14 protein-coding genes are annotated in these 19,908 nt (G+C 61.3%); 8 read left to right on the forward strand and 6 right to left on the reverse strand.

Annotated features, from left to right (window positions below; genetic code table 11):
* Window positions 1–207 precede the first annotated feature (207 nt).
* From T8K17_RS22660 to T8K17_RS22670, 3 genes are read left to right on the forward strand one after another with little or no spacing between them, the layout of a single operon-like run.
* Window positions 208–1,191 (forward strand): HlyD family secretion protein, encoded by a 984-nt coding sequence (locus tag T8K17_RS22660; RefSeq protein WP_322332007.1) that lies wholly within the window; start codon window positions 208–210, stop codon window positions 1,189–1,191.
* On the forward strand, window positions 1,181–3,928 hold the full coding sequence (rbbA, locus tag T8K17_RS22665) for a ribosome-associated ATPase/putative transporter RbbA (RefSeq protein WP_322332008.1): 2,748 nt from the start codon (window positions 1,181–1,183) through the stop codon (window positions 3,926–3,928). The genes T8K17_RS22660 and rbbA overlap by 11 nt, the downstream gene beginning before the upstream one ends.
* Before the next feature lies 1 nt (window position 3,929).
* The gene (locus tag T8K17_RS22670; RefSeq protein ID WP_322332009.1) at window positions 3,930–5,072 is read left to right on the forward strand and encodes an ABC transporter permease; all 1,143 of its coding nucleotides are present in this window, start codon (window positions 3,930–3,932) and stop codon (window positions 5,070–5,072) included.
* Window positions 5,073–5,119: 47 nt separating this feature from the next.
* On the opposite strand, the gene T8K17_RS22675 is transcribed toward T8K17_RS22670, so the two are convergent.
* The 6 genes from T8K17_RS22675 to T8K17_RS22695 form a co-directional block, all read right to left on the reverse strand.
* A complete protein-coding gene (locus tag T8K17_RS22675; RefSeq protein ID WP_322332010.1) occupies window positions 5,120–5,602 on the reverse strand; it encodes a hypothetical protein in 483 nt (160 codons plus the stop codon).
* A 61-nt stretch (window positions 5,603–5,663) separates the two neighbouring features.
* Window positions 5,664–6,536 (reverse strand): IS21-like element helper ATPase IstB, encoded by an 873-nt coding sequence (gene istB, locus T8K17_RS22680; RefSeq protein WP_028793182.1) that lies wholly within the window; start codon window positions 6,534–6,536, stop codon window positions 5,664–5,666.
* Complete coding sequence (gene istA, locus T8K17_RS22685) at window positions 6,533–7,801, reverse strand: IS21 family transposase (RefSeq protein WP_028793183.1); 1,269 nt, start codon at window positions 7,799–7,801, stop codon at window positions 6,533–6,535. The genes istB and istA overlap by 4 nt, the downstream gene beginning before the upstream one ends.
* A gap of 126 nt (window positions 7,802–7,927) precedes the next feature.
* The gene (locus T8K17_RS22690; RefSeq protein ID WP_322334995.1) at window positions 7,928–8,287 is read right to left on the reverse strand and encodes an NAD(P)H-binding protein; all 360 of its coding nucleotides are present in this window, start codon (window positions 8,285–8,287) and stop codon (window positions 7,928–7,930) included.
* A gap of 18 nt (window positions 8,288–8,305) precedes the next feature.
* Window positions 8,306–8,713 (reverse strand): NAD-dependent epimerase/dehydratase family protein, encoded by a 408-nt coding sequence (locus tag T8K17_RS26330; protein WP_416153151.1) that lies wholly within the window; start codon window positions 8,711–8,713, stop codon window positions 8,306–8,308.
* A 171-nt stretch (window positions 8,714–8,884) separates the two neighbouring features.
* A complete protein-coding gene (locus T8K17_RS22695) occupies window positions 8,885–9,640 on the reverse strand; it encodes an IS5 family transposase (protein ID WP_322332011.1) in 756 nt (251 codons plus the stop codon).
* A gap of 217 nt (window positions 9,641–9,857) precedes the next feature.
* Between T8K17_RS22695 and T8K17_RS22700 the strand changes: the two genes are divergently transcribed.
* From T8K17_RS22700 to T8K17_RS22720, 5 genes are all read left to right on the forward strand, one after another.
* Window positions 9,858–12,566 (forward strand): hypothetical protein, encoded by a 2,709-nt coding sequence (locus T8K17_RS22700; RefSeq protein ID WP_322332012.1) that lies wholly within the window; start codon window positions 9,858–9,860, stop codon window positions 12,564–12,566.
* Between the two features lie 261 nt (window positions 12,567–12,827).
* Complete coding sequence (locus T8K17_RS22705) at window positions 12,828–13,751, forward strand: hypothetical protein (RefSeq protein ID WP_322332013.1); 924 nt, start codon at window positions 12,828–12,830, stop codon at window positions 13,749–13,751.
* Window positions 13,738–14,283, forward strand: a complete 546-nt coding sequence (locus T8K17_RS22710) for a hypothetical protein (RefSeq protein ID WP_322332014.1) — start codon at window positions 13,738–13,740, stop codon at window positions 14,281–14,283. Before T8K17_RS22705 ends, T8K17_RS22710 begins: the two co-directional genes overlap by 14 nt.
* An 11-nt stretch (window positions 14,284–14,294) precedes the next feature.
* A complete protein-coding gene (gene brxC / locus T8K17_RS22715) occupies window positions 14,295–17,717 on the forward strand; it encodes a BREX system P-loop protein BrxC (RefSeq protein ID WP_322332015.1) in 3,423 nt (1,140 codons plus the stop codon).
* Window positions 17,718–17,720: 3 nt separating this feature from the next.
* Entirely contained in the window at window positions 17,721–19,457 is a 1,737-nt protein-coding gene (locus tag T8K17_RS22720; RefSeq protein ID WP_322332016.1) for a hypothetical protein, read from the forward strand.
* Window positions 19,458–19,908: the final 451 nt, after the last annotated feature.

A 19,908-nucleotide genomic window follows, 5' to 3' on the forward strand; every position in this document is an offset into this window, starting at 1 on the left:
CGCTCATCATCCGACCTTCGATGGCTGCCATCCGGCGACCTTAGCAGGCCGGAGCCGTCGTGAATTGACGTGCATCAATGCGTCCGCCGTTCCCGATCGGGACTATGATGTCGACGCGTCTCGAGCATCGACGCACGGCAGCATCGTCGCGGATTCAGAGGATTGTCGGAAGGTCTGTCCCGCAACGGCTTCAGGAAGCGGAATCCCATGAGAAAGAGCCTGCCCGTTCTGGCCCTTATTGGCGTCATAGGGGCGCTCGGCGCCTGGTATTGGTACGGTTGGCAGGAGACGTCGCTGCCGGCGGGCCTGGTCAGCGCCAACGGCCGGACCGAGGCCGGGCGGATCGACATCTCGGCTAAATCCTCCGGCCGCCTGGACGAGGTCCTCGCCCGCGAGGGCGATATGGTCGAGGCCGGTGCCGTCGTCGCCGTGATGGACGCGGCCGAGGTCGATGCCAGGCTGCGCGAGGCCGAAGCGGTCGTGCGGCAGACCGAAGAGGGGCTGAACGAGGCGCATGCGCTGCTCGCCCAGCGCGAGAGCGAGCGGGTTTATGCGGAGCGCGAGCTGAACCGGGCGGAACAGCTTGCCGAGCGGGGATACACGCCGGCCGAGACGGTCGATCTGCGCCGGGCGCAGCATAAGACGGCCGTCGCCGCGGTCGCCTCCGCCAAGGCCGGCATCGCCCGGGCGAACGCCTCGATCGAGGCCGCCAAGGCAACCGTCGAGCGCATCGCCGCCGATCGCGACGACCATTTCCTGCGCGCGCCCAGGGCCGGACGTGTCCAGTATCGCCTGGCCGAACCGGGCGAGATCGTGGCCGCCGGCGGCCGGGTTCTGTCGCTGCTCGACCTGACCGACGTGTACATGACCGTCTACCTGCCGACCGACGCCGCCGGGCGGCTGCGTTTCGGCGCGGAGGCTCGCCTCGTCTTCGATGCCGCGCCCGATTACGTGGTGCCGGCCTCGGTGACCTATGTCGCCTCGGAGGCCCAGTTCACCCCGCGCTACGTCGAGACCGCCAGCGAGCGGGAAAAATTGATGTTCCGGGTCAAGGTGACGCTCCCACCGGACGTGCTCGAGCGCCACCGGGACGTGGTCAAGACCGGGGTTCCGGGGGTGGCCTATATCCGCCTCGACCCGTCGGTGCCGTGGCCGGAATCCCTTGCCGTCCGGCTCCCCGATGTCCGCTGACCCGGAGCCCTGCATCCGTCTGGAGGGTGTGCGGCACCGGTACGGCACCACCGAGGCGCTGGCCGACATTTCGCTCTCCCTCATGCCGGGCCGGACTCTCGGACTGATCGGACCGGACGGGGTCGGCAAGTCCACCCTCCTCGGCCTGATCGCCGGCATCCGCCGCAGCCAGCAGGGCACCGTCACCGTCCTCGGCGCCGATATGACGCAAGCCGGCGGGCGCGCCGACGTCTGCGGCCGGATCGCCTACATGCCCCAGGGGCTGGGGCGAAACCTCTATTCGACGCTCTCGGTGGCGGAGAATGTCGACTTCTTCGCCAGGCTCTACGGCCAGCCGCCGCAGGAACGCGAGCGGCGCATCGACGACTTGCTCCAGGCGACCGGGATCGCCGACTTCAGGGACCGGCCGGCCGGCAAGCTGTCCGGCGGGATGAAGCAGAAACTCGCCCTGTGCTGCGCCCTGGTGCACGACCCGGACCTGATGATCCTGGACGAGCCCACGACCGGCATCGACCCGCTGTCGCGCGTGCAGTTCTGGCGGCTGATCGACCGCATCCGGGCGCGGCGACCGGGGATGACCCTGGTGGTGGCGACCGCCCAGATGTCGGAGGCCGAGATGTTCGATACGATCCTCGCCCTGGACCGCGGCCGGGCCATCGCCCGCAGCTCGGTGTCCGAGATCCTGGCGCGGACGGGGACCGCGACGCTGGACGATGCGTTCCTGGCGCTGCTGCCGGAGGCGACGTCCGGCCGGGACGGCGCCGTCTCCCCGCCCCGCCCCTCGACTGCCGGACCGCCCGCGATCGAGGCCGAGGGTCTGGTCAAGCGGTTCGGCGATTTCACCGCCGTCGACGGCGTCAGCTTCCGGATCGAGGCGGGGGAGATCTTCGGCTTCCTCGGCTCGAACGGCTGCGGCAAAACCACGACCATGAAGATGCTCACCGGCCTCCTGGCGCCGACGGAAGGGGAGGCCCGACTGTTCGGCACCCCGGTGAGCGTGCAGTCCGGCGCGATGAAGCAGCGGGTCGGCTACATGTCCCAGTCCTTCTCGCTCTACGGCGAGCTGTCGACCCGCCAGAACCTGGAGATGCACGCGGACCTGTTCGGACTTTCCCCCGATCGCAAGCGCCATCGGGTGGCGGAGCTGCTGGAGCAGTTCGACCTCGCCACCGTCGCCGGATCGCGGCCGGACCGCCTGCCGGTCGGCGTGCGTCAGCGGCTGCAACTGGCGGTCGCCGTGCTGCACGAACCGGATATGCTGATCCTCGACGAGCCGACGAGCGGCGTCGACCCGATCGCCCGCGACCGGTTCTGGGAACTGCTCTACGACCTGTCCCGCAAGCGCGGGGTGACGATCTTCATCTCCACCCATCTGATGGAGGAAGTCACCCGCTGCGACCGGGTCTCCCTGATGCATGCGGGTCGGGTCCTGGCCGTCGGTACGCCCGAGGCGTTGCGGCAGCGGCAGGAGGCGCCGACGATCGAGGCGGCCTTCATCCGATACCTGGAACAGGCCGCCGGCGACGGCGACGATCCCGCTCCGGCCCACCCCGTCCCTGTGGCCGCCGCCCCGCCCGCCGAGGCGAATAAGGCCGACCGGCCCGCCGGATACTTCTCCCTGAGGCGCTGCTGGGCCTTCGCCCGGCGCGAAGCGCTGGAGCTGCTGCGCGACCGGATCCTGCTGACCTTCGCCCTGCTCGGCCCGCTGATCCTGATGCTGGCGATGGGATACGGCGTGTCTTTCGACGTGGACAGCCTGACCTATGCCGCGCTGGACCAGGACAGGTCGCCGGAAAGCCGCATGGTGCTGCGGCAGCTCTCCAGTTCACCCTATTTCGAGGAAGGGCCGGAATTGGCCGATTTCGCCGATCTCGACCGGCAGATGGGTGCCGGCCGGATCGCCCTCGCCCTCGTGGTGCCGCCGGGCTTCGGCCGCGACCTGCTCGCCGGACACACCCCGGAAGTGGCGGCATGGCTGGACGGCGCCAACACGATCCGCGCGGAAACCATCCGCGGCTATGTGGAGGCGGCGTTCCAGGGCTTCCTGGCGGAGCTGGTCCTGACCGAGACCGGTGCTCCGGCGCCGCGCGCCCCGGTCACCGTCGAAACCCGGTTCCGCTACAACCAGGCCTTCCGCTCGACCGACGCGATCTCGCCGGGCGTGCTGATGATGCTGCTGATGATGATCCCCGCCATGCTCACCGCCCTCGGCGTCGTCCGGGAGAAGGAGCTCGGCTCGATCACCAATTTCTATGCCGCGCCGGTGCGCCGGCTCGAGTTCCTGATCGGCAAGCAGCTTCCCTATATCGCGGTGGCGATGGTGAGCCTCGCCTCGCTGGTCGCCCTCATGCGCAGCCTCTTCGGGGTCCCCTTCGCCGGCAGCCCGATCGCCCTCCTCGTGGGTGCCGCGCTGTACACCACTGCGGCGACCGCCTTCGGGCTGGTGGTCTCGACCTTCGTGCGCTCGCAGATCGCGGCGATCTTCGCCACGGCGATCATCGTCATGATCCCAGCGGTCAATTTCTCCGGCATGATGTACCCCGCGTCGGGGCTTGAAGGGGCGGCCCGGGTGATCGGCCACGCCTTTCCGTCGCTCTATTTCCAGAACATCGCCACCGGCGTGTTCAACAAGGGGCTGGACCTCGGCCAGCTCTACCGCAACCACGCCATCCTCGCGGCCTTCGTCGTGGCCTATTGGTGCGCCGCCTCGGTCCTGCTGCGCAAGCAGGAGGACTGAGATGCCGCGCCCGCCGGACTCGCGCCTGCTTCAGAACACGGTCCGCCTCGGCGTGAAGGAACTCTACAGCCTGTCGCGCGACGTCGTCCTGCTGGGGCTCATCGCCTATACCTTCACCCTGGCGATCTACACGGTCGCGCGCGGCCAGCAGACCGACCTGCGCAATGCCTCGGTGGCGGTGGTGGACGAGGACCGCTCGGTCCTGTCGCAGCGGATCCGCGGCGCCCTGCTGCCGCCGCATTTCCAGCCGGCCGATCTGATCGGCATCGACAGACTCGACCCGGTGCTGGACAGCGGCCGCGCCTCCTTCGTCCTCGACATTCCGCCCGGCCTGGAGGCCGATGTGCTGGCCGGGCGCAACCCGACGATCCAGCTCAATGTCGACGCCACGGCCATGACCCTCGCCGGCAACGGCACGCGCTACATTCAGAGCATCGTCCAGGCGGAGGTTGCGGGCTTGCTGGGGCGCGGGCAGGAGACCGCCCGCGCACCGGCGGTCCTGACCGTGCGCGCCAAGTTCAACCCGAACCTCGAGACAAGCTGGTTCACCTCGGTCATGCAGATCGTGAACAACCTGACGATCCTGGCGGTGATCCTCTCCGGTGCCGCGGTGATCCGCGAGCGCGAGCACGGCACGTTGGAGCATCTGCTGGCCATGCCGGTCCGGCCGGCCGAGATCGTACTGGCGAAGATCTGGGCGAACGGGCTGGTGATCGTCCTGGCGGCGGTGCTGTCGCTGAAGCTCGTGGTCGAGGGCGGGCTCGGCGTGCCGGTGGCGGGCTCGATCGGGCTCTTCGCCCTCGGGGCGGCCGTCTATCTCTTCGCGATCACATCGCTGGGGATCATGCTGTCGACCATCGCGACGACGATGCCGCAGTTCGGGCTTCTGTCGATCCCGGTCTTCGTGGTGCTGAACCTGCTGTCGGGAGCCACCACGCCGCTGGAGAGCATGCCGGAGCCGTTGCGCACGATCATGCACGCCTCGCCGGCCACCCATTTCGTGAAGTTCTCCCAGGCGGTGCTGTATCGCGACGCCGGGATCGAGATCGTCTGGCCGCAGCTGCTGACGGTCGCCGCGATCGGCGCGGTCTTTTTCGTCTGCGCCCTGCTCCGCTTCCGCAGCACCGTCGCCGCCGCCCGATAGTCGGGCAGCCGGCTGCAGTGATGCCGCCCCTACTTTGACGCCGACCATCAAAAAACCGCGTGTTCCCCAAGATCGACCGACGCCTCTTGGGCTATGACCTCCGCATAGAAATCGAAAAGCGTGTCCGTGCCCGTGGACGGTGTCGCCTCTGCGTCGTAGCGACCCGTCGCCGGATCGAGAACCAGCATCGACTCGGTGGCGTAGTACCGACCGATCCGAGCCAGTTCGACCTTGTCGCGCAGACGCCGCGAGACCGTTCCCAGCACACTCAGAACCACGATAGCGGCGTCCAGCAGCCCGATCGGCACCCGCCGCACACGCGGCGCCTGCTTGAGCAGTTCGAACAGCCGATCGCCTTGCTCCAGGGGCGTGATCGCGGGGCCCGGCCCGCCAATCGGAAGCACCCGATTCCACAGAGACCGGTCGTCGAGACAGTCCGCGAGGTAATTTGCCAGATCCCTGTCGCTGATCGGCTTGCAGGCCGTCAGCCGGCCATCCCCGAAGACAAGATACGGCTTTCCGCGCCGCACCTGTCAATGCCGCCCGTAATTTCCCCAGAAGCGCCGAAGTAAATTTCCCCAGTTTCGCCGGTCAGGTTGTCGCGGTGATGTGGTCGTTTTTGGGCGGCCGTCCCCTTGGCCGTCGTAGCGGTGCTGGGGTCGGCGGTGTGATGGTAGCCTTGGAGCGGACGTGCTCGGGCATGAGGTCGGCGTGCTGGCGCAACCGGTAGCTGGAGCCTTCGATCTGGATGACCAGAGCATGATGCAGCAGGCGGTCGAGGAGTGCGGTGGCGACGACCGGGTCTCCGAACACCTCGCCCCATTCGGCAAAGCCGCGGTTGGAGGTCAGGACCATCGCACCACGCTCGTATCGGGCGTTGACCAGCTGGAAGAACAGGTTGCCACCCCCAGGAACGACGGGCAGGTAGCCGATCTCGTCAACGATCAGCAGAGCCGGTCGACAGAAGAAGCGTATGCGTTCCGTCAGCCGTCCCTCGCGCTCGGCGCGGGCGAGTTGCCCGAGCAGGTCGGCGAGTGTGCAAAAGTAGACACTGCGCCCTGCCTTCACCGCCTCGACGCCGAGGGCGATGGCCAGATGGCTCTTGCCGGTGCCGGGCGGGCCGAGGAAGTGGACGACCTCGCAGCGACCGATAAAGCCGAGTTGTGCGAGGGTGAGGATACGATCGCGGTCGAGCGACGGCTGGAAGGAGAAGTCGAACCCTGAGAGCGTCTTGATGGTCGCCAGTCGGCCCATGCGCAGGGCCGTCTTGATGCGGCTGTTCTCGCGCAGGGTCAGTTCCTCGGCGAGCAGCATGTCGATGGCCTCCAGAGCACCGATCTCCCCGTGCTCGAGGCGGCGCACGACCTGATCGAGGGCTTCCAGGGCGCGTGGCATTTTCAGACCGACCAGATCGTGGCGGATCCGCTCCAGGGTCGACGGGGTCAGATCACCTGGAGCGCTCATGACCGGCACTCCCGGGCAAGACGGCGAGCGACAGCGTCGTAGAACTCCAGGGAGCGCTGAGCGACCACGTCGCCGGTTCGGCTGACGACCACATCTCCGTCGGCTCCACGTCTTCGTCCTGTGGAGCCCCCTCCTTTTCGGTGTCCAGGAGCCACCCGGCGCTGGTGGCGGCCTTCCAGGACCGGATGGGTCGCGATCAACGTGCCGTCCTCGAAGATCCTGATCTCCTGGGCGAGCGTGTGCACCTCGACCGTGCGCCGCCGGGTGGCATCCGGAACGCTGTAGAAGTTGCCACCGACGCTTACCATCCCTTCCCGGGAGATCCGTCGCTCCAGACGTAGTACGGAGCGGAACGGCGCCAGAGGCAGAACCAGCAGGTGCGGCTTCTCCTCGGCGAACGCCTCGTTCACGACCCGCCGGGTTGTGGCATGCACCCTGGGATTGGCGACACTGTCCAGCCAGCGCCGCAGCTGCTCGTTCAGATCGTCCAGGTTGCGGAACGAACGGGCCAAGAAGAAGTCCTCGCGGATGTATCGGAACGGCCGCTCGACCTTGCCCTTGGTCTTGGCCCGGTAGGGCTGGCACGCGCGCGGGTGGAAGCCATAGTGGCGGGCCAGATCCACAAGGGCCCTGTTGTAGACGATGCCGCGCGGCTCCCCGTCAGCAGCTTCGCCGATCACCGCCGTCTTCATGCGGTCGTAGAGAAGCTCGCGTGGCACGCCGCCGATCGCGTCGAAGGCGGCGACGTGGCAGCGCAGCACTGTCGCTAGGTCCTGATGGGCGACGAACCGTGCCCAGATCAGGCGGCTATGCCCCAGGACCAGCGAGAACAGCCACACGATCCGCGGCTGTTCCGGCTCATCGGTGAACACCACCTGGAACTGAGCAAAGTCGACCTGTCCTTGCTGACCGGGAGGTGTCTCGAAGCGGATCTCATAACCCGGTGTCGGCGCGGGACGGATATCACGCAGATAATCCGTCACCGCCGTATAGCCGCCGCTATAGCCGAGGTCCCGCAATTCTCGCAGCAGCCGGGCGCCGGTCAGGCCAGGCCACGTCATCACGCGTTCGCGCAGATAGGGGGTGTACGGATCCAGCAGACGTGACCGTGGCCTGCGTGGGCCATAGCTCGGTGGCTCCAGGCCGCGCTCGATGTAGCGACGAACGGTCTTGCGGTCGAACCCGCTCTCCCGTGCGATCGCCGATATAGACAGCCCCTGCCGATGCAGTTCCAAGATCATGAGCATCTCTCCCAGTTTGATCACCGCCGAACTCCTCTCGCCGACCGAGAGGAGCATCGGCAACTCGCCGCCGCCGGTCATCCGGGGCGCGCCCCGGATGACCGGCGACACGCCAACTGGGGAATTTTCAAACGGCGGTTCTGGGGAGATTCACTCCGGTATCAACAGCACCCGGTCGATCTGCCCCGACAGGGATTTGAAATAGGCGGTCGGCCGCACGATCGAGAATGTCAGGCCGGATCCGGTCAGCTCCGCCTCGAAGGCGAGCTTGGCCTTCTGGAACGCCAACCGGGGTCGCTGCACACAGATCGCCGAGAGCAGGACCATGTGCGTTATGCCTGACCTGCGCGCAACGCCGAGCGCCTGGGACTGTGCCGCGTAGTCGATGGCCCAGGCGTCCCCCGGGGCGCCGGAACGGGAGGCGAGACAGGAGACCAGGGCATCGAAGGTCTCTCCGCGGAAACCGTCGCGGGCAAGGGCGTCCGGATTGGTGACGTCGCACGGCCGGATGTCGGCGTCCGGGGGGAGCTACCGTCGCGCCTTGTCGCAGCTCGCGGGGCGTACGGGGCATATGACCCGGTGCCCGCGCTCGAGAAGGGCGGCGACGGTCGCGCGTCCGATCGTCCCGGTGCCGCCGAGCACGACGACCCGCCTGGTACCGCACGGGATGTCGGGGCTCCTGGGTGTCGCGTGATCCATCGCAGCAGTGTGACGGACGGGGCAGGACATTGGTAGCGACGCAAGGGGCCGCCCGGAGCGGCGGTTATGAGATCGAATGCGCTCGGGCGATAGGACAGCCTGGGTCGCGCCAAACATCAGGCGGGTTTCGGGGGCTGGTGTCAGGACAACAAAAAGCCCGCTAACCGATTGGATTAGCGGGCGTATCTTGGTTGCGGGGGCGTGAAACCACCGAAAGTATGCAATGGTGTACCCCATTGAGCCGATAAATCTTAGTCAGCGGGTCCCTGGTTCCATTCCAGAAGCCCCAACCAGCCCTTGCCTTTAGCCTCAATGGGTTGCAAGATCGACGCATGCAAGTAGTGGCGATTTTTTTGCTGTTTGAACTGGCTTTGCAAAAAAATTCTTGTTTTGTTCTAGAAAGCGGTTTCATAAGGCTTTGATCCAGATGCGGAGTGCAGCGAATTTGACTGCGGCGAGGTAGTTGTCGGCGCGTCGGTCGTATCGGGTGGCGATGTCACGCATCTGTTTGAGGTGATTGAAGAAGCGCTCGACGCGGTTGCGCTGGCGGTAGACCCATCGGCTGAAGGCGAAGGTGCCTTTGCGCATGATCCTTGGCGGTATGTTCGCCCATCCGCCGCGGGCCGCCACGAAGGATCGGATACCGTCGGTGTCGTAGACTTTGTCGGCGAGCACGGTCGCGCCCGGTGTCACTATTTCTAGCAGCCTCGCCGCCATGGGCGCGTCTCCCGCCTGATCGGCGTTCAACGCCAGGCGAACAGGCCGCCCCTCGGCATCGACAACGGCGTGGATCTTCGTGGTCAGCCCGCCCCGGGACTGTCCCATGCACGGGTCGCCAGATCCCCCTTTCGCGCCGGCACCGTCTTGGTGGACGCGGACACACGAGTTGTCAATCATTACGATGTCGCCGTCGTAAGCGTCTGAGACCGCCTCCAGGAGTCGGTCCCACACACTCGAGGCCCGCCATCGGCAAAACCTGTTGTAGAGCGTAGCGCGCGGTCCAAAGCGCTCCGGTACATCGCGCCATGACGCCCAGGTGCGAAACCGCCACAAGATCCCATTGATCACCCGGCGGTCATCCACACGCTTCACCCTGCGGCTCTTGCGCAGCAGCAGCGGCTCGATGATCGACCATTCCTTATCGCTCAACTCGTGACGGCGCATATCCCCCCCATCACAGGAGGTTGAATCAAATCTCTGACCTCAACGAAACCCGTTTATGGGGACAGGCCCTAGTCGCAAATTTCAGTGCGACATATGCAGATTGTGGGCACGCCCAGTCACATCGGCGGTTCTCTCTCCCACTCCAATAGCTTGAAACTGCTCAATCTTAGCGCTACCGTCACATACTCTGAAAGTGGCCTGAACCAACAGGTAGAACGTGAGCGTCAAGAAAGAACTTTTCGTATCAGCTGTTAAGCTGCTTTCTATTGATGGGGATAGAACGGTCCCAACTGTCGTTGACTATCAAAATGGAAAGGTTCGAGTTGGAACAGACGCTTTAGAGGGAAGCTCCTATCGCGACGACTTCAAAGTTGAATTGGGAGAACGGGATCCCGCATCACAAGCACGAACTCGAGTGTCCGTGGGTGCTTCTCAAGTTCGCTCACCTCTAGGGATGACAAGAGATTTTTGCGATGAAAATATTAAAAAAATAAAAAAGTTAATAGAATTTGAAGGACAACAATTTCCTAATCGTGTATTGATCGCTGAGCCTCTATCGCTCAGTAATTCAAAAAATGTCACAGAGACTTGGCTTTCAAACTATAGAGCATGTATGCGAAGAGCTCTTCACGGAAAATTTGAAGAGATTGATTTTATGCCAGAACCGTTTGCAGTTTTTCAGTACTACAGATATGGCATCAAACATCCTCTAATCGCAGAAAAGCAAAAACATATAGCCCTGGTTATAGATTTTGGAGGCGGTACATTTGATGTATCTGTAATTGAAACTACCGCTGAAGGTGATATTAGCCAAAGTGGTCGAAATTCACGCCCACTGTCAGCTAGTTCGATTGCCGTCGGGGGCTTTTATATAAATCGCGCTATTGCGGACGACATACTTTTTTCTGTAGTCGACAAAAAAGCAGATAAGCAGGAAATACGAAAAAATATTAACAAGTTCATTGAAGAGAAAAATAGTGATCCAGATGACCTTCGCGATGATGTTAAAAATTTCTTTATAAACTACAGATCTCTCCTCCACAGTGTGGAGATCGCTAAAGTTTCAATTTGCTCCGGCATCGCGAACTGGGACCTAAGTGCAAACCTTGGAAACGCAATAGCATTTCCAGTGCGGACGCCCGTAAACCCATGTTCGGCGAACCCGAACTGGACTGAGGTTCGGCTGGATGCAGAAAAGATCCGCGAAATTTTCCAGCAACGTATTTGGAAGCAAAAGCTTCAGCCTGCCATTGAGAGCGGCCTCAAGCGGGCATCCCAGGAACTTGATGGAAAGCCGATTTCGATAGTCTTACTATCTGGTGGGTCATCAAACATCAGATGGCTCACTAGCCTGCTTGAACGAGATCTTCGTCCAAAAATTGGCGACGCGCAAATCCTAGAGTTGAGCGACGATTTCCAAGAAATTGTAGCAAAGGGATTAGCAGTAGAGTGTGCCAGAAGATACTATACAGCAGGCGCGAGTGATTTTCGGGCGGTGACATATAATCGGCTATGCCTTTCTCTTAATCCTAATAGTGACGGTGCAGAGACACGGAAATTCCGCTGCACGACCCATGATGCATTTAATAACAGCAGTGAAAATGGAGTTCTTCTACCTTCAGCGAGCAGTTTACGAGGCTTGATCGATACACCAATACGCTGGAGAACCAAGTTATCCAAAGCTCCTACTAGAAATTTAGATTATTACTTTCTTAGATCATCATTTGATCCAGAAGACCTTGAGAATCTTCAAAATGTCATGGACAAGACTGTTTCGACTCCGCCTCAAACAAAATTTGGGAGTAGTATAGATATTGAATTGATTGTCCGCGAAGATGGAACAGCAATTCCATGCTTTATTTACGGACAAATTGATCGACACGGTTTTGAAACTCGCGTGGAAGGCCGTCCCTTTGCACTTGACATGACGTTTGCATCCGAAGAAGTTCAAGGCGAAACATATTTGGGCTTTGATTTTGGAACCAGCACATCTGCATTTTCGTACGTCGACAACAGGGATGTAAGGGAGTATACAAAAAGGTCTAAAGAAAAAAACTGGACTGAAATCACAGATCTTATCCAAGAACTTCCTTATCCTATAGCTCACCCACTTGCTTCATTCGTTGCCGAGACGAGTGAGCATGGTATTTCTAAGTTTGGCAGAGAAGTGATTGAGGCGATGCTTTGCATGACAGCATATACGTCATACTCACTTTATTGCGCCTCATCGTCAAAACTCAACACACATCTGCTGAAGGGATTTGAAAACAGATCCGCCGGTCCACTTTGGGATTTATTGAAGAGGTTATCGAGAACAAGAGTGAAATCGCATGCTTTCCGTTCGTTTATGAAACTTACAGAAGAACCGTTTTTTGATGAAATAGATCATGTAGTAAATGAGATTGCGCAGGAGAAACATGGAAAGAAGCCGAAAGATATTGATTATCCGCGGGTGATCAGCCTTATTGGAAATCAACTTACGCGCATTTTTGCGAAAAACTTTGTCGGATATTTTGAAGACGTAAAAGGTAAACCATTTTCTGCGGGAAAATATAAAGGTATTTTTCGATGTGCCGTTGGCCCAAATGCGCCATTTTCGAAACTCTTTAACTACGAAGGCCCAGTATCTATCCCTCCCGGCTGGGTCTATCTTGTCAATCCAGATGATGGGTCAGCTTTGAATTTAAGCCCGCTATTCTTGAGTGGCCTGAAACGCCTAGGATCAACACAAGCCGAAGAGATTCATTGTTTTGATAAGTTTAGACGAAAAGATAATACCTTTGATTTCAAGGCAACACAGGAAGATGAAGGTTTCGAAATCGACGTTTCTGGAGATTTTTCGGAGATCCATGATCTCCTAACCACGATACGGGACGCTGATCAAGAAGTGGAGAATATCTCGGGAATCTCGATAGAGTTGAGATAGTTAATTTGGTTATAGGGGTTCAACCCAGATATCCCAGATCGCTTTCCTGCCTCAGCCGAGGGCAGGTTCGGGAGCACTCCAATCGATGCCCGGGCTCGACCAATAGCCGGAGTAAACTCGGGGCCCAGGCCAGCTCAGGCCAATGCCAGGCGTCTGGCATACTGAAACCAAACCGCGCACTATCAGCAAACAGGAGCTAGATCCTCCACTATCGGAAGTTCTTCCGGGTACCAATTTTCCAGACACGGGCGCGAGGCAGCCATGCAATTTGTCGAGCCAGCCCAATTGGTCGACATTGAGGCGAACACATTCTACATGCTCGAAATTCGAACGAGGACTAAAATGGCGAGCTGCCGAGGATCGCTCACCCAACCCGAATCGAGGGCGACTCTTTGGCGCGGCGTGCGGGCAGAAGACGCCACGCTTTCCTCGTTCGGGATAAAGCTGTCCGGGGGAGGAGCGCATCAGTCCAAGACCATGATGTTCGCTGAGCTTGAAGCGCTGATGGGAACCGGCGCATCGACACCGGAGGAATTCCGGTCAGCCGCCATCGAAGAAAACGCCATCGGCAAGGCTACGAGCAACACTCGGCGACTGACTTACAGGCACATGGCGTCGCTCTATGGGCTCGGCGATCAGCCACCTTTGACGAAGGCGCACATGAGAATCTGGAAAAGCGACATTCAAGGCCGCCGATTGCAGGCATTACTCGTTGCCTTGGCGCGTGACCCGTTGCTGCGCGAGTCAGCCCCTGTTGTTATGGCCGGTTCCGTGGGGCAAAGCCTGCAACGGCCATTCTTTGAAGAGGCACTCGTCGCAGCGTATCCCGAACGCTTCAGCGAAAAGATGCTGCGATCTCTTGCTCAGAACTGTGCTTCATCATGGACGCAGAGCGGCCATCTGATGGGAGCGATCAAGAAAATTAGGCAGCGAGTGATGCCGACTCCACCAACCGTCGCCTTCGCGGCACTCATTGCAACGGCTTCGGGTTTTGGTGGACCGTCTATCCTTAGCTCCGGCTGGATGAAGGTGCTGGACCTCGCGCCCGACCAAGCTATCAACGCATTGCGGAGAGCCGAAGCCATCGGGCTAGCTCGCGTCCGGTCAGCGGGCGATGTGACCGAAATATCCGTCCGTCAGCCTATGGCGGTCGCTCTGGGGGTGCCCGAACTTGAACACGTTTGACGACATCCTCAACGCATACAGCAAGCAAGTCCGGCTTCCCTGGGCAGAAGATTTGCCTCCGGCGGGCCGTGTCTGGATCGTCTGGTACGACAAGTCGCTCCAACGACGTTTCACAGGCCGTCTTGCGGAGTTCGAGCATGCGACGCTCAAGGCCGGGCACGGTTGGCGACAAGTCTCCCTCTCCAGGTGGTTCGGTTCCTGGATCGGGCAGCACGAGTTTTTTGATGCGTTGGTCGATCAACCGGCTGAACTGCGGGGGCTGTTGCCTGAAGTTGAGGACAGTCTCGTCAACGAGATCAAGGGTGCCCTGCGCTCTTGCACCGCGAACGATATTCTAGCAATTGACGGATGTGGTGCGCTGTTCGGTGTCGCGCGAATCTCGGCCTTAATCAGTCGCGTCGCGGAGTCGATTCCTGGGCGACTCCTTGTCGGGTTTCCTGGAAAGCATTCCGCTGGCGTGTACCGTTTGCTCGATGCGCGGGACGGCTGGAACTACCACGCGATCCCTATTCCTACTGACAACGCATTATGAGGGGCAGCGCCATGCTCAATCGCGAGACTTTCCATACCGATCCGGCCGAATACAGGCTGGCCAATCAAGGCGTTGCCAAGATTTCATTTCCACCCACTTCGGAAGCGCTCGAAACGCTAAGGGGAGAGCTCACGACTTTCGTTTGCGATGGCGCTTATGCCAACGGACTCGCGCGCATTCTTGAGGCCTTTCTTGGTTCTGTTGGGCGAGGCGGCAGTGCCCCCGCCGTCTGGATTTCTGGCTTCTACGGCTCCGGCAAGTCCCACCTTGCGAGCATGCTCGCAGCTTTGTGGACCAATCTTGAGTTTTCCGACGGTGCAACGGCGGAAGGGCTGGTCCATCATCTACCGCCGGAAGTGGCCGCTCCGCTGAAGGAGTTGCGCATCGCAGCGAAACGAGCGGATGGCGTTGTGGCGGCCGGTGATACACTTGGTACAGGCCCGTCTGATCCGGCCGAAGCTACACTTGGGATCGTGCTACGGGCAGTCGGATTACCAAGCGATCTCCGCGCGGCTCAAGTCGCGTTCTGGCTGGCCGATCTTGGGATATTGGACAGCGTTCGGGAGGAGCTCGGTAGCACCTTCGACACCGATATCCGCAACTTCATTCTGTCGCCCCGCTTCGGCGCCGCAGTACTCAAAGCCAAGCCAGACCTGGCGGGCTCGCCCAAGGACCTGAGTGGGCTGCTCCGTTCACAGTTCCCCGAGCCTCCACCGGTGACCGTTGATCTCCTCGAATCGATGGTACGTAGAGCGCTTATGCTGGGTCGAACCGAGTTGCCATTGACCCTGATCGTGCTCGATGAAGTGCAGCAGTTCATTCGCCAAGACCCCGGCCTCACACTGAAGATACAGACCATAGCGGAACGGCTTGCGGGACGTTTTGACGGTCGCGTGCTGTTGGTCGCGACAGGTCAACAGGCGCTAAGCGATGTGCAGGACCTTCAAAAGCTTCTCGATCGCTTCCCCGTACAAATCGCGCTTGGAGAAGCCGATGTCGATGCCGTTATCCGGAAGACCGTCCTGCGGAAGAAGACGGGTGCCGACAAGCCTATTCGGGGTATGTTGAGCACGAATGCGGGCGAAATCAGTCGGCACCTGCATGGCAGCCGTCTGGCGCATACGGTGCAGGACGACGACGAAGCAGTGCTCGATTGGCCACTGCTTCCATCCCGTCGCCGTGTCTGGGAGCGCATCCTTCGCGAACTCGACCGGACAGGACTTGGCGGCACTCTTCGAGGACAACTACGCACCACACTGGATGCTGCGCGCACCTACAGCGATAAGCCGCTGGGTCACGCAGTACCGGTCGACTTCCTCTATGGGCGGTTCTCCACCGAGGCGTACAACGCAGGTCTTTTGCCGGGAGAGACGCGGAATCGTATCGAAGCCCTACGTGGTGGGTCGGAAAAAGATCAGCTAAAGGCTCGAATTCTCATGCTGGTCTACATGCTCGGTCGCATCGCGCCAGAGGCAGACCATCACGGCGTCCGCGCAAAGGCGGAGACGATTGCCGATCTCCTGATCATCGACCTTGCGGGTGAGGATGACCTGCGCCGCAAGGTGCCCGAATTGTTGCAGGAGCTGCAGACCGACGGGGCGGTGATCGAGGTCGGCGGTGAATGGCGCTTGCAGACGAAGGAGAGCGCCGAATGGGAAGCCGCATATCGCAGCGAAGAAAAGGCAATTCTGGCCGACCAATCGGAGCTCACCCGATCAAGACGTGAGCTGCTCGACGAGGCGATCGAGACCGCCTTGGGGGGCGCCGCCAGCGTGACTCACGGCTCCAGCCGTCAGCAACGACGCATCCACCGCCTGCGCCCCGACGACAAGGCTCCGGCGGATGGCATCCCATTGCGCCTGAGAAGTGGGTGGAACGAAGACCTGGCAGCGGTGGAGAAGGACATCGCGGCGGCATCGACATCGGACCCTTCCGTACATCTGCTCATCCCGCGCCATGCGACGCGCGACAACGAATTGACGACCGCGCTCACGACCTGGCGCGCCGCTGAGCACGTCCTGCAAGTTCGTGGGGTGCCGCAGACAGACGCCGGGCGCGAGGCCCAGTCCGCCATGCAATCTCGCGCCAACAAGGCGCAGGCCGTAGCCAAGGAGATCGTCCGCGAGGCGGTGGTGCAGGGACGCGTCTATCAGGCAGGCGGCAAACTAATTACGGGCGCGCCCGGAGACGCTGTAAAGGAAGGAGCGACCAACGCACTTGCTCGCCTTTATCCGCAGTTCGCCGATGGCGACCACCCTGGTTGGGACAAGGTGCGCGACCGGGCGATGCGCAAGGACCCGGACGCCATGAAGGCGGTGGACCATGCCGGGGCTCCGGAGAACCATGCCGTGTGCAAGGCGCTGCTCGCCGAGCTCGGCCCGGGTCGGAAAGGTTCGGACCTGCGCTCGAAGTTCACCAGTCCGCCCTATGGCTGGTCGCAGGACACCGTCGATGGAGCACTCATCGTGCTCTCCAATGCCGGGCTGGTCCGCGTCACGGGCGACGATGGGAAGCCCGCATCGCTCCCCGATCTGCCACGTCAGAAGCTTGGCACCTGCACGTTCCGCGGTGAAACGACGATCATCACCATCGCTCAGCGCATGCCTGTGCGCGGCCTGCTGACCGACGCGGGCATCGCCTTCGAGAACAACCAGGAACATCTGGTCTTGACGGCGCTTCTCGAACGCCTCGAAACGGCGGCGCGGCAATCTGGTGGCGAGCCGCCCGCGCCGGAGCCGGAAACGGTCCCCAACATCGCCTCCTACAAGAGCCTTTCGGGCAATGACCTGCTTGCCGCGCTGGCGGCCGACGCGGCGACATTGCGCGACAAGCTGAAGGCATGGAAGGCGGCCGCCCAGAAGATCGGCGACCGGCTGCCAAACTGGCGGTTGGCGGAACGTCTTGTCGCCCTGGGCGCCACGGAACAACAGGGCGATCTCGACGATCTGCGTGACGGACGGCGATTGCTCGCCGACCCCGATCCGGTGCCGCCGTTGATCTCTGCGGCGGCAGACACGTTGCGGGCGAAGCTGAATGGCGCTTATGCAGCCTGGGAGGCGGCGTGGCAGAAGGGCGAGCAGCGGCTTGCCGCCGATCCGACCTGGGCGAAGCTGTCCCCGGAACAGAAGCACAGCATCCGCCAGGAATGCGGGCCGCTGATGGTAGACAAGCCCGCGGTGGACACGCCGCAGGCGATCGCCGAAGCGCTGTCAAAGCGCGGCCTCTCGGAGTGGGAGAACATGGTGAAGGCGCTCCCGGCGCGCATCGAGGATGCGCTGGCCGCCGCCGCAGCCTTGCTGGAGCCGGAGGCCCGCGCCGTGAATTTGCCGGGCGCGCTGCTGAAGAGCGAGGCCGAGCTGGATGACTGGCTCGCCAAGGTCCGCGACCGGATCGTCAAGTCGCTGGGCGATGGTCCCGTGATCCCGAAGGTGTGACGCATGACGAACCGCTACCTCTCCACCGCTTTGCGCCGGACACTCGAAAAGACGGTCAAGGACGCACGCATCATCGCCGAGGAAAGCGCGGGCGATGCGATCCAGCGCCTCGGCGTCGCGACCGGCAAGGCGCCCTCCTACCTGAATGATGGCGAGAAGGAGTTGCGCCGCCGCCTGCGCGCCCATGCCCGTGCGCTGGGGGACGCATTCAATAAATCGGACGAGACGCAGGAAACGAAGCGGCTGGTCGAAGCGGCGGCCTACGCGCACTGGCATCGCATGCTCTTCGCTCGGTTCCTGGCCGAGCGCGGGCTGCTTCGGAATCCGGAGTATGACGTGCCGGTCTCACTGGAGGACTGCCGGGAGCTCGCAGAGGCTGAGGGCCTAACCGATCCGTGGGTGATCGCCGAGCGCTATGCGGCCTCGATGCTGCCTGCGGTCTTCAGCATCGACGATCCGGTCCTCGCGATCGAGCTCGACCCGGTCCATACGCAGAAATTGCACCGCCTCGTCACGGGGCTCGATGCTGAGGTCTTTCAGGCCGAGGACAGCCTGGGCTGGACCTATCAGTTCTGGCGCGCGGCCGAGAAGGATGCGGTCAACAAGTCGGGCGTGAAGATCGGGGCGGATGAACTGCCAGCGGTCACGCAGCTATTCACAGAGCCCTACATGGTGCGCTTCCTGCTGCACAACACGCTTGGGGCCTGGTGGGCGGGGAAGGTACTCGCGGCCGATCCGATGCTTGCGCAAACCGCCGCGGACGAGGACACGTTGCGCGTGGCCTGTTCGCTGCCCGATTACAGCTTCGACATGCTGCGCTTTGTGCGTGAAGGCGAGGATGGGCCCTGGCGGCCCGCGGCGGGCATCTTCCCCGGCTGGCCTCAGGAGGCCAAGGCCATAACTATGCTCGACCCCTGCTGTGGGTCCGGGCACTTTTTGACCGAGGCGCTGGCGATCCTGGCGGCGCTACGGCAGGCCGAAGAACATCTCTCGCCGCCCGATGCGGTCTTGGCAGTGTTGCGCGACAACCTTCATGGGCTGGAGATCGACGGGCGATGTGTGCAGATCGCCGCCTTCGCGGTAGCACTCAGCGCTTGGCGGATTGGTGGATGGCAAGTCCTGCCGGTGCCCCAGGTCGCATGGGTGGGCGCTCCGCCCCCTCTGCCGAAGCGTGAGTTCGTAGCGCTTGCCGAGGGCGAAACCGAATTGGAACTGGCTCTTGCCGCCCTCCACGATCTCTTTGCACAAGCTCCGTTACTCGGCAGCCTTCTCCATCCAACCGGTGGAGATCTGGCCGATTTCCGCCGTGTTGCACGGATTGAGTCCGTACTGATCGAACTCTTAGAGAAGGCGAAGAAAGCTACGCCTGAAGCAAGAGAGGGCGTGATTGCAGCGCGTGGAATGGCGGATGCTGCTGGCCTGCTGAGCAGCGAATTCACTTTGCTGGCGACCAATGTTCCCTTCTTAGGTCGTAATCAACAGAATGATCGGCTGAAAAGCTGCCTGGAGCGCGACTATCCTGATTTAAGCAATGATCTCGCGACAGCGATGATTGGCCGAATGCAGTTGTTGGCCGGTCAAGGCTCATCAATCGCCGCAGTCGCCCCTAATTCATGGTTAAGTCAAACAACATATTCAGCCTGTAGGTCGAACCTTCTTCGGTTATTCGATTTTGACGTCTTGGCATCCCTCGGTTCTGGCGCTTTTGGTCAGATAACTGGAGAAGTGGTAAACGTATGATTGTTCGCGATTTCGTCGAGAATCAGTGATAAAATATCGGCTTTTGGAATAAATGCGCAATCAATTCGCACGACAGAGGCGAAAGCTAAAGCATTAAGCGCAGGCGAGCTCAAGCTAACTCCGGTCAAGGGCCGCAAAAGTACGGATCCCATCTTGATAGGCGCTAAGGCAGGTGGTTCCACGCTTGGCCAGTACGCCACCGCATTTCAGGGGACATCGCCTGGAGATGGAGACAGGTTTGTAAGGACATTCTGGGAGAAGCAGGAGCTGTCAGATCGGTGGATTTACTTCCAGAACACGCCCGATGGAAGCTCTGATTGCAGCGGAAAGAGCTACATTATCAAGTGGGAAGAAGTTGATGCTGGCTTCCCCGGCGCTGCTATTCGTGGTCGAGAAGCCTGGGGTAAAACCGGTCTTGTAACCACGAAGATCTCTCCCTTTCCTGTCGCCC

Origin of the sequence: Thalassobaculum sp. OXR-137, from assembly GCF_034377285.1 — a bacterium.
In the GTDB taxonomy this organism is placed as follows: Bacteria; Pseudomonadota; Alphaproteobacteria; order Thalassobaculales; family Thalassobaculaceae; genus Thalassobaculum.

Coding starts and splice junctions, on each gene's coding strand:
- T8K17_RS22660 (WP_322332007.1), top strand. CDS start 208: ATGAGAAAGAGCCTGCCCGTTCTGGCCCTTATTGGCGTCATAGGGGCG.
- T8K17_RS26330 (WP_416153151.1), bottom strand. CDS start 8,713: ATGGGGTACACCATTGCATACTTTCGGTGGTTTCACGCCCCCGCAACC.
- T8K17_RS22720 (WP_322332016.1), top strand. CDS start 17,721: ATGACGAACCGCTACCTCTCCACCGCTTTGCGCCGGACACTCGAAAAG.
- brxC (WP_322332015.1), top strand. CDS start 14,295: ATGCTCAATCGCGAGACTTTCCATACCGATCCGGCCGAATACAGGCTG.
- T8K17_RS22705 (WP_322332013.1), top strand. CDS start 12,828: ATGCAATTTGTCGAGCCAGCCCAATTGGTCGACATTGAGGCGAACACA.
- T8K17_RS22670 (WP_322332009.1), top strand. CDS start 3,930: ATGCCGCGCCCGCCGGACTCGCGCCTGCTTCAGAACACGGTCCGCCTC.
- rbbA (WP_322332008.1), top strand. CDS start 1,181: ATGTCCGCTGACCCGGAGCCCTGCATCCGTCTGGAGGGTGTGCGGCAC.
- T8K17_RS22695 (WP_322332011.1), bottom strand. CDS start 9,640: ATGCGCCGTCACGAGTTGAGCGATAAGGAATGGTCGATCATCGAGCCG.
- istB (WP_028793182.1), bottom strand. CDS start 6,536: ATGAGCGCTCCAGGTGATCTGACCCCGTCGACCCTGGAGCGGATCCGC.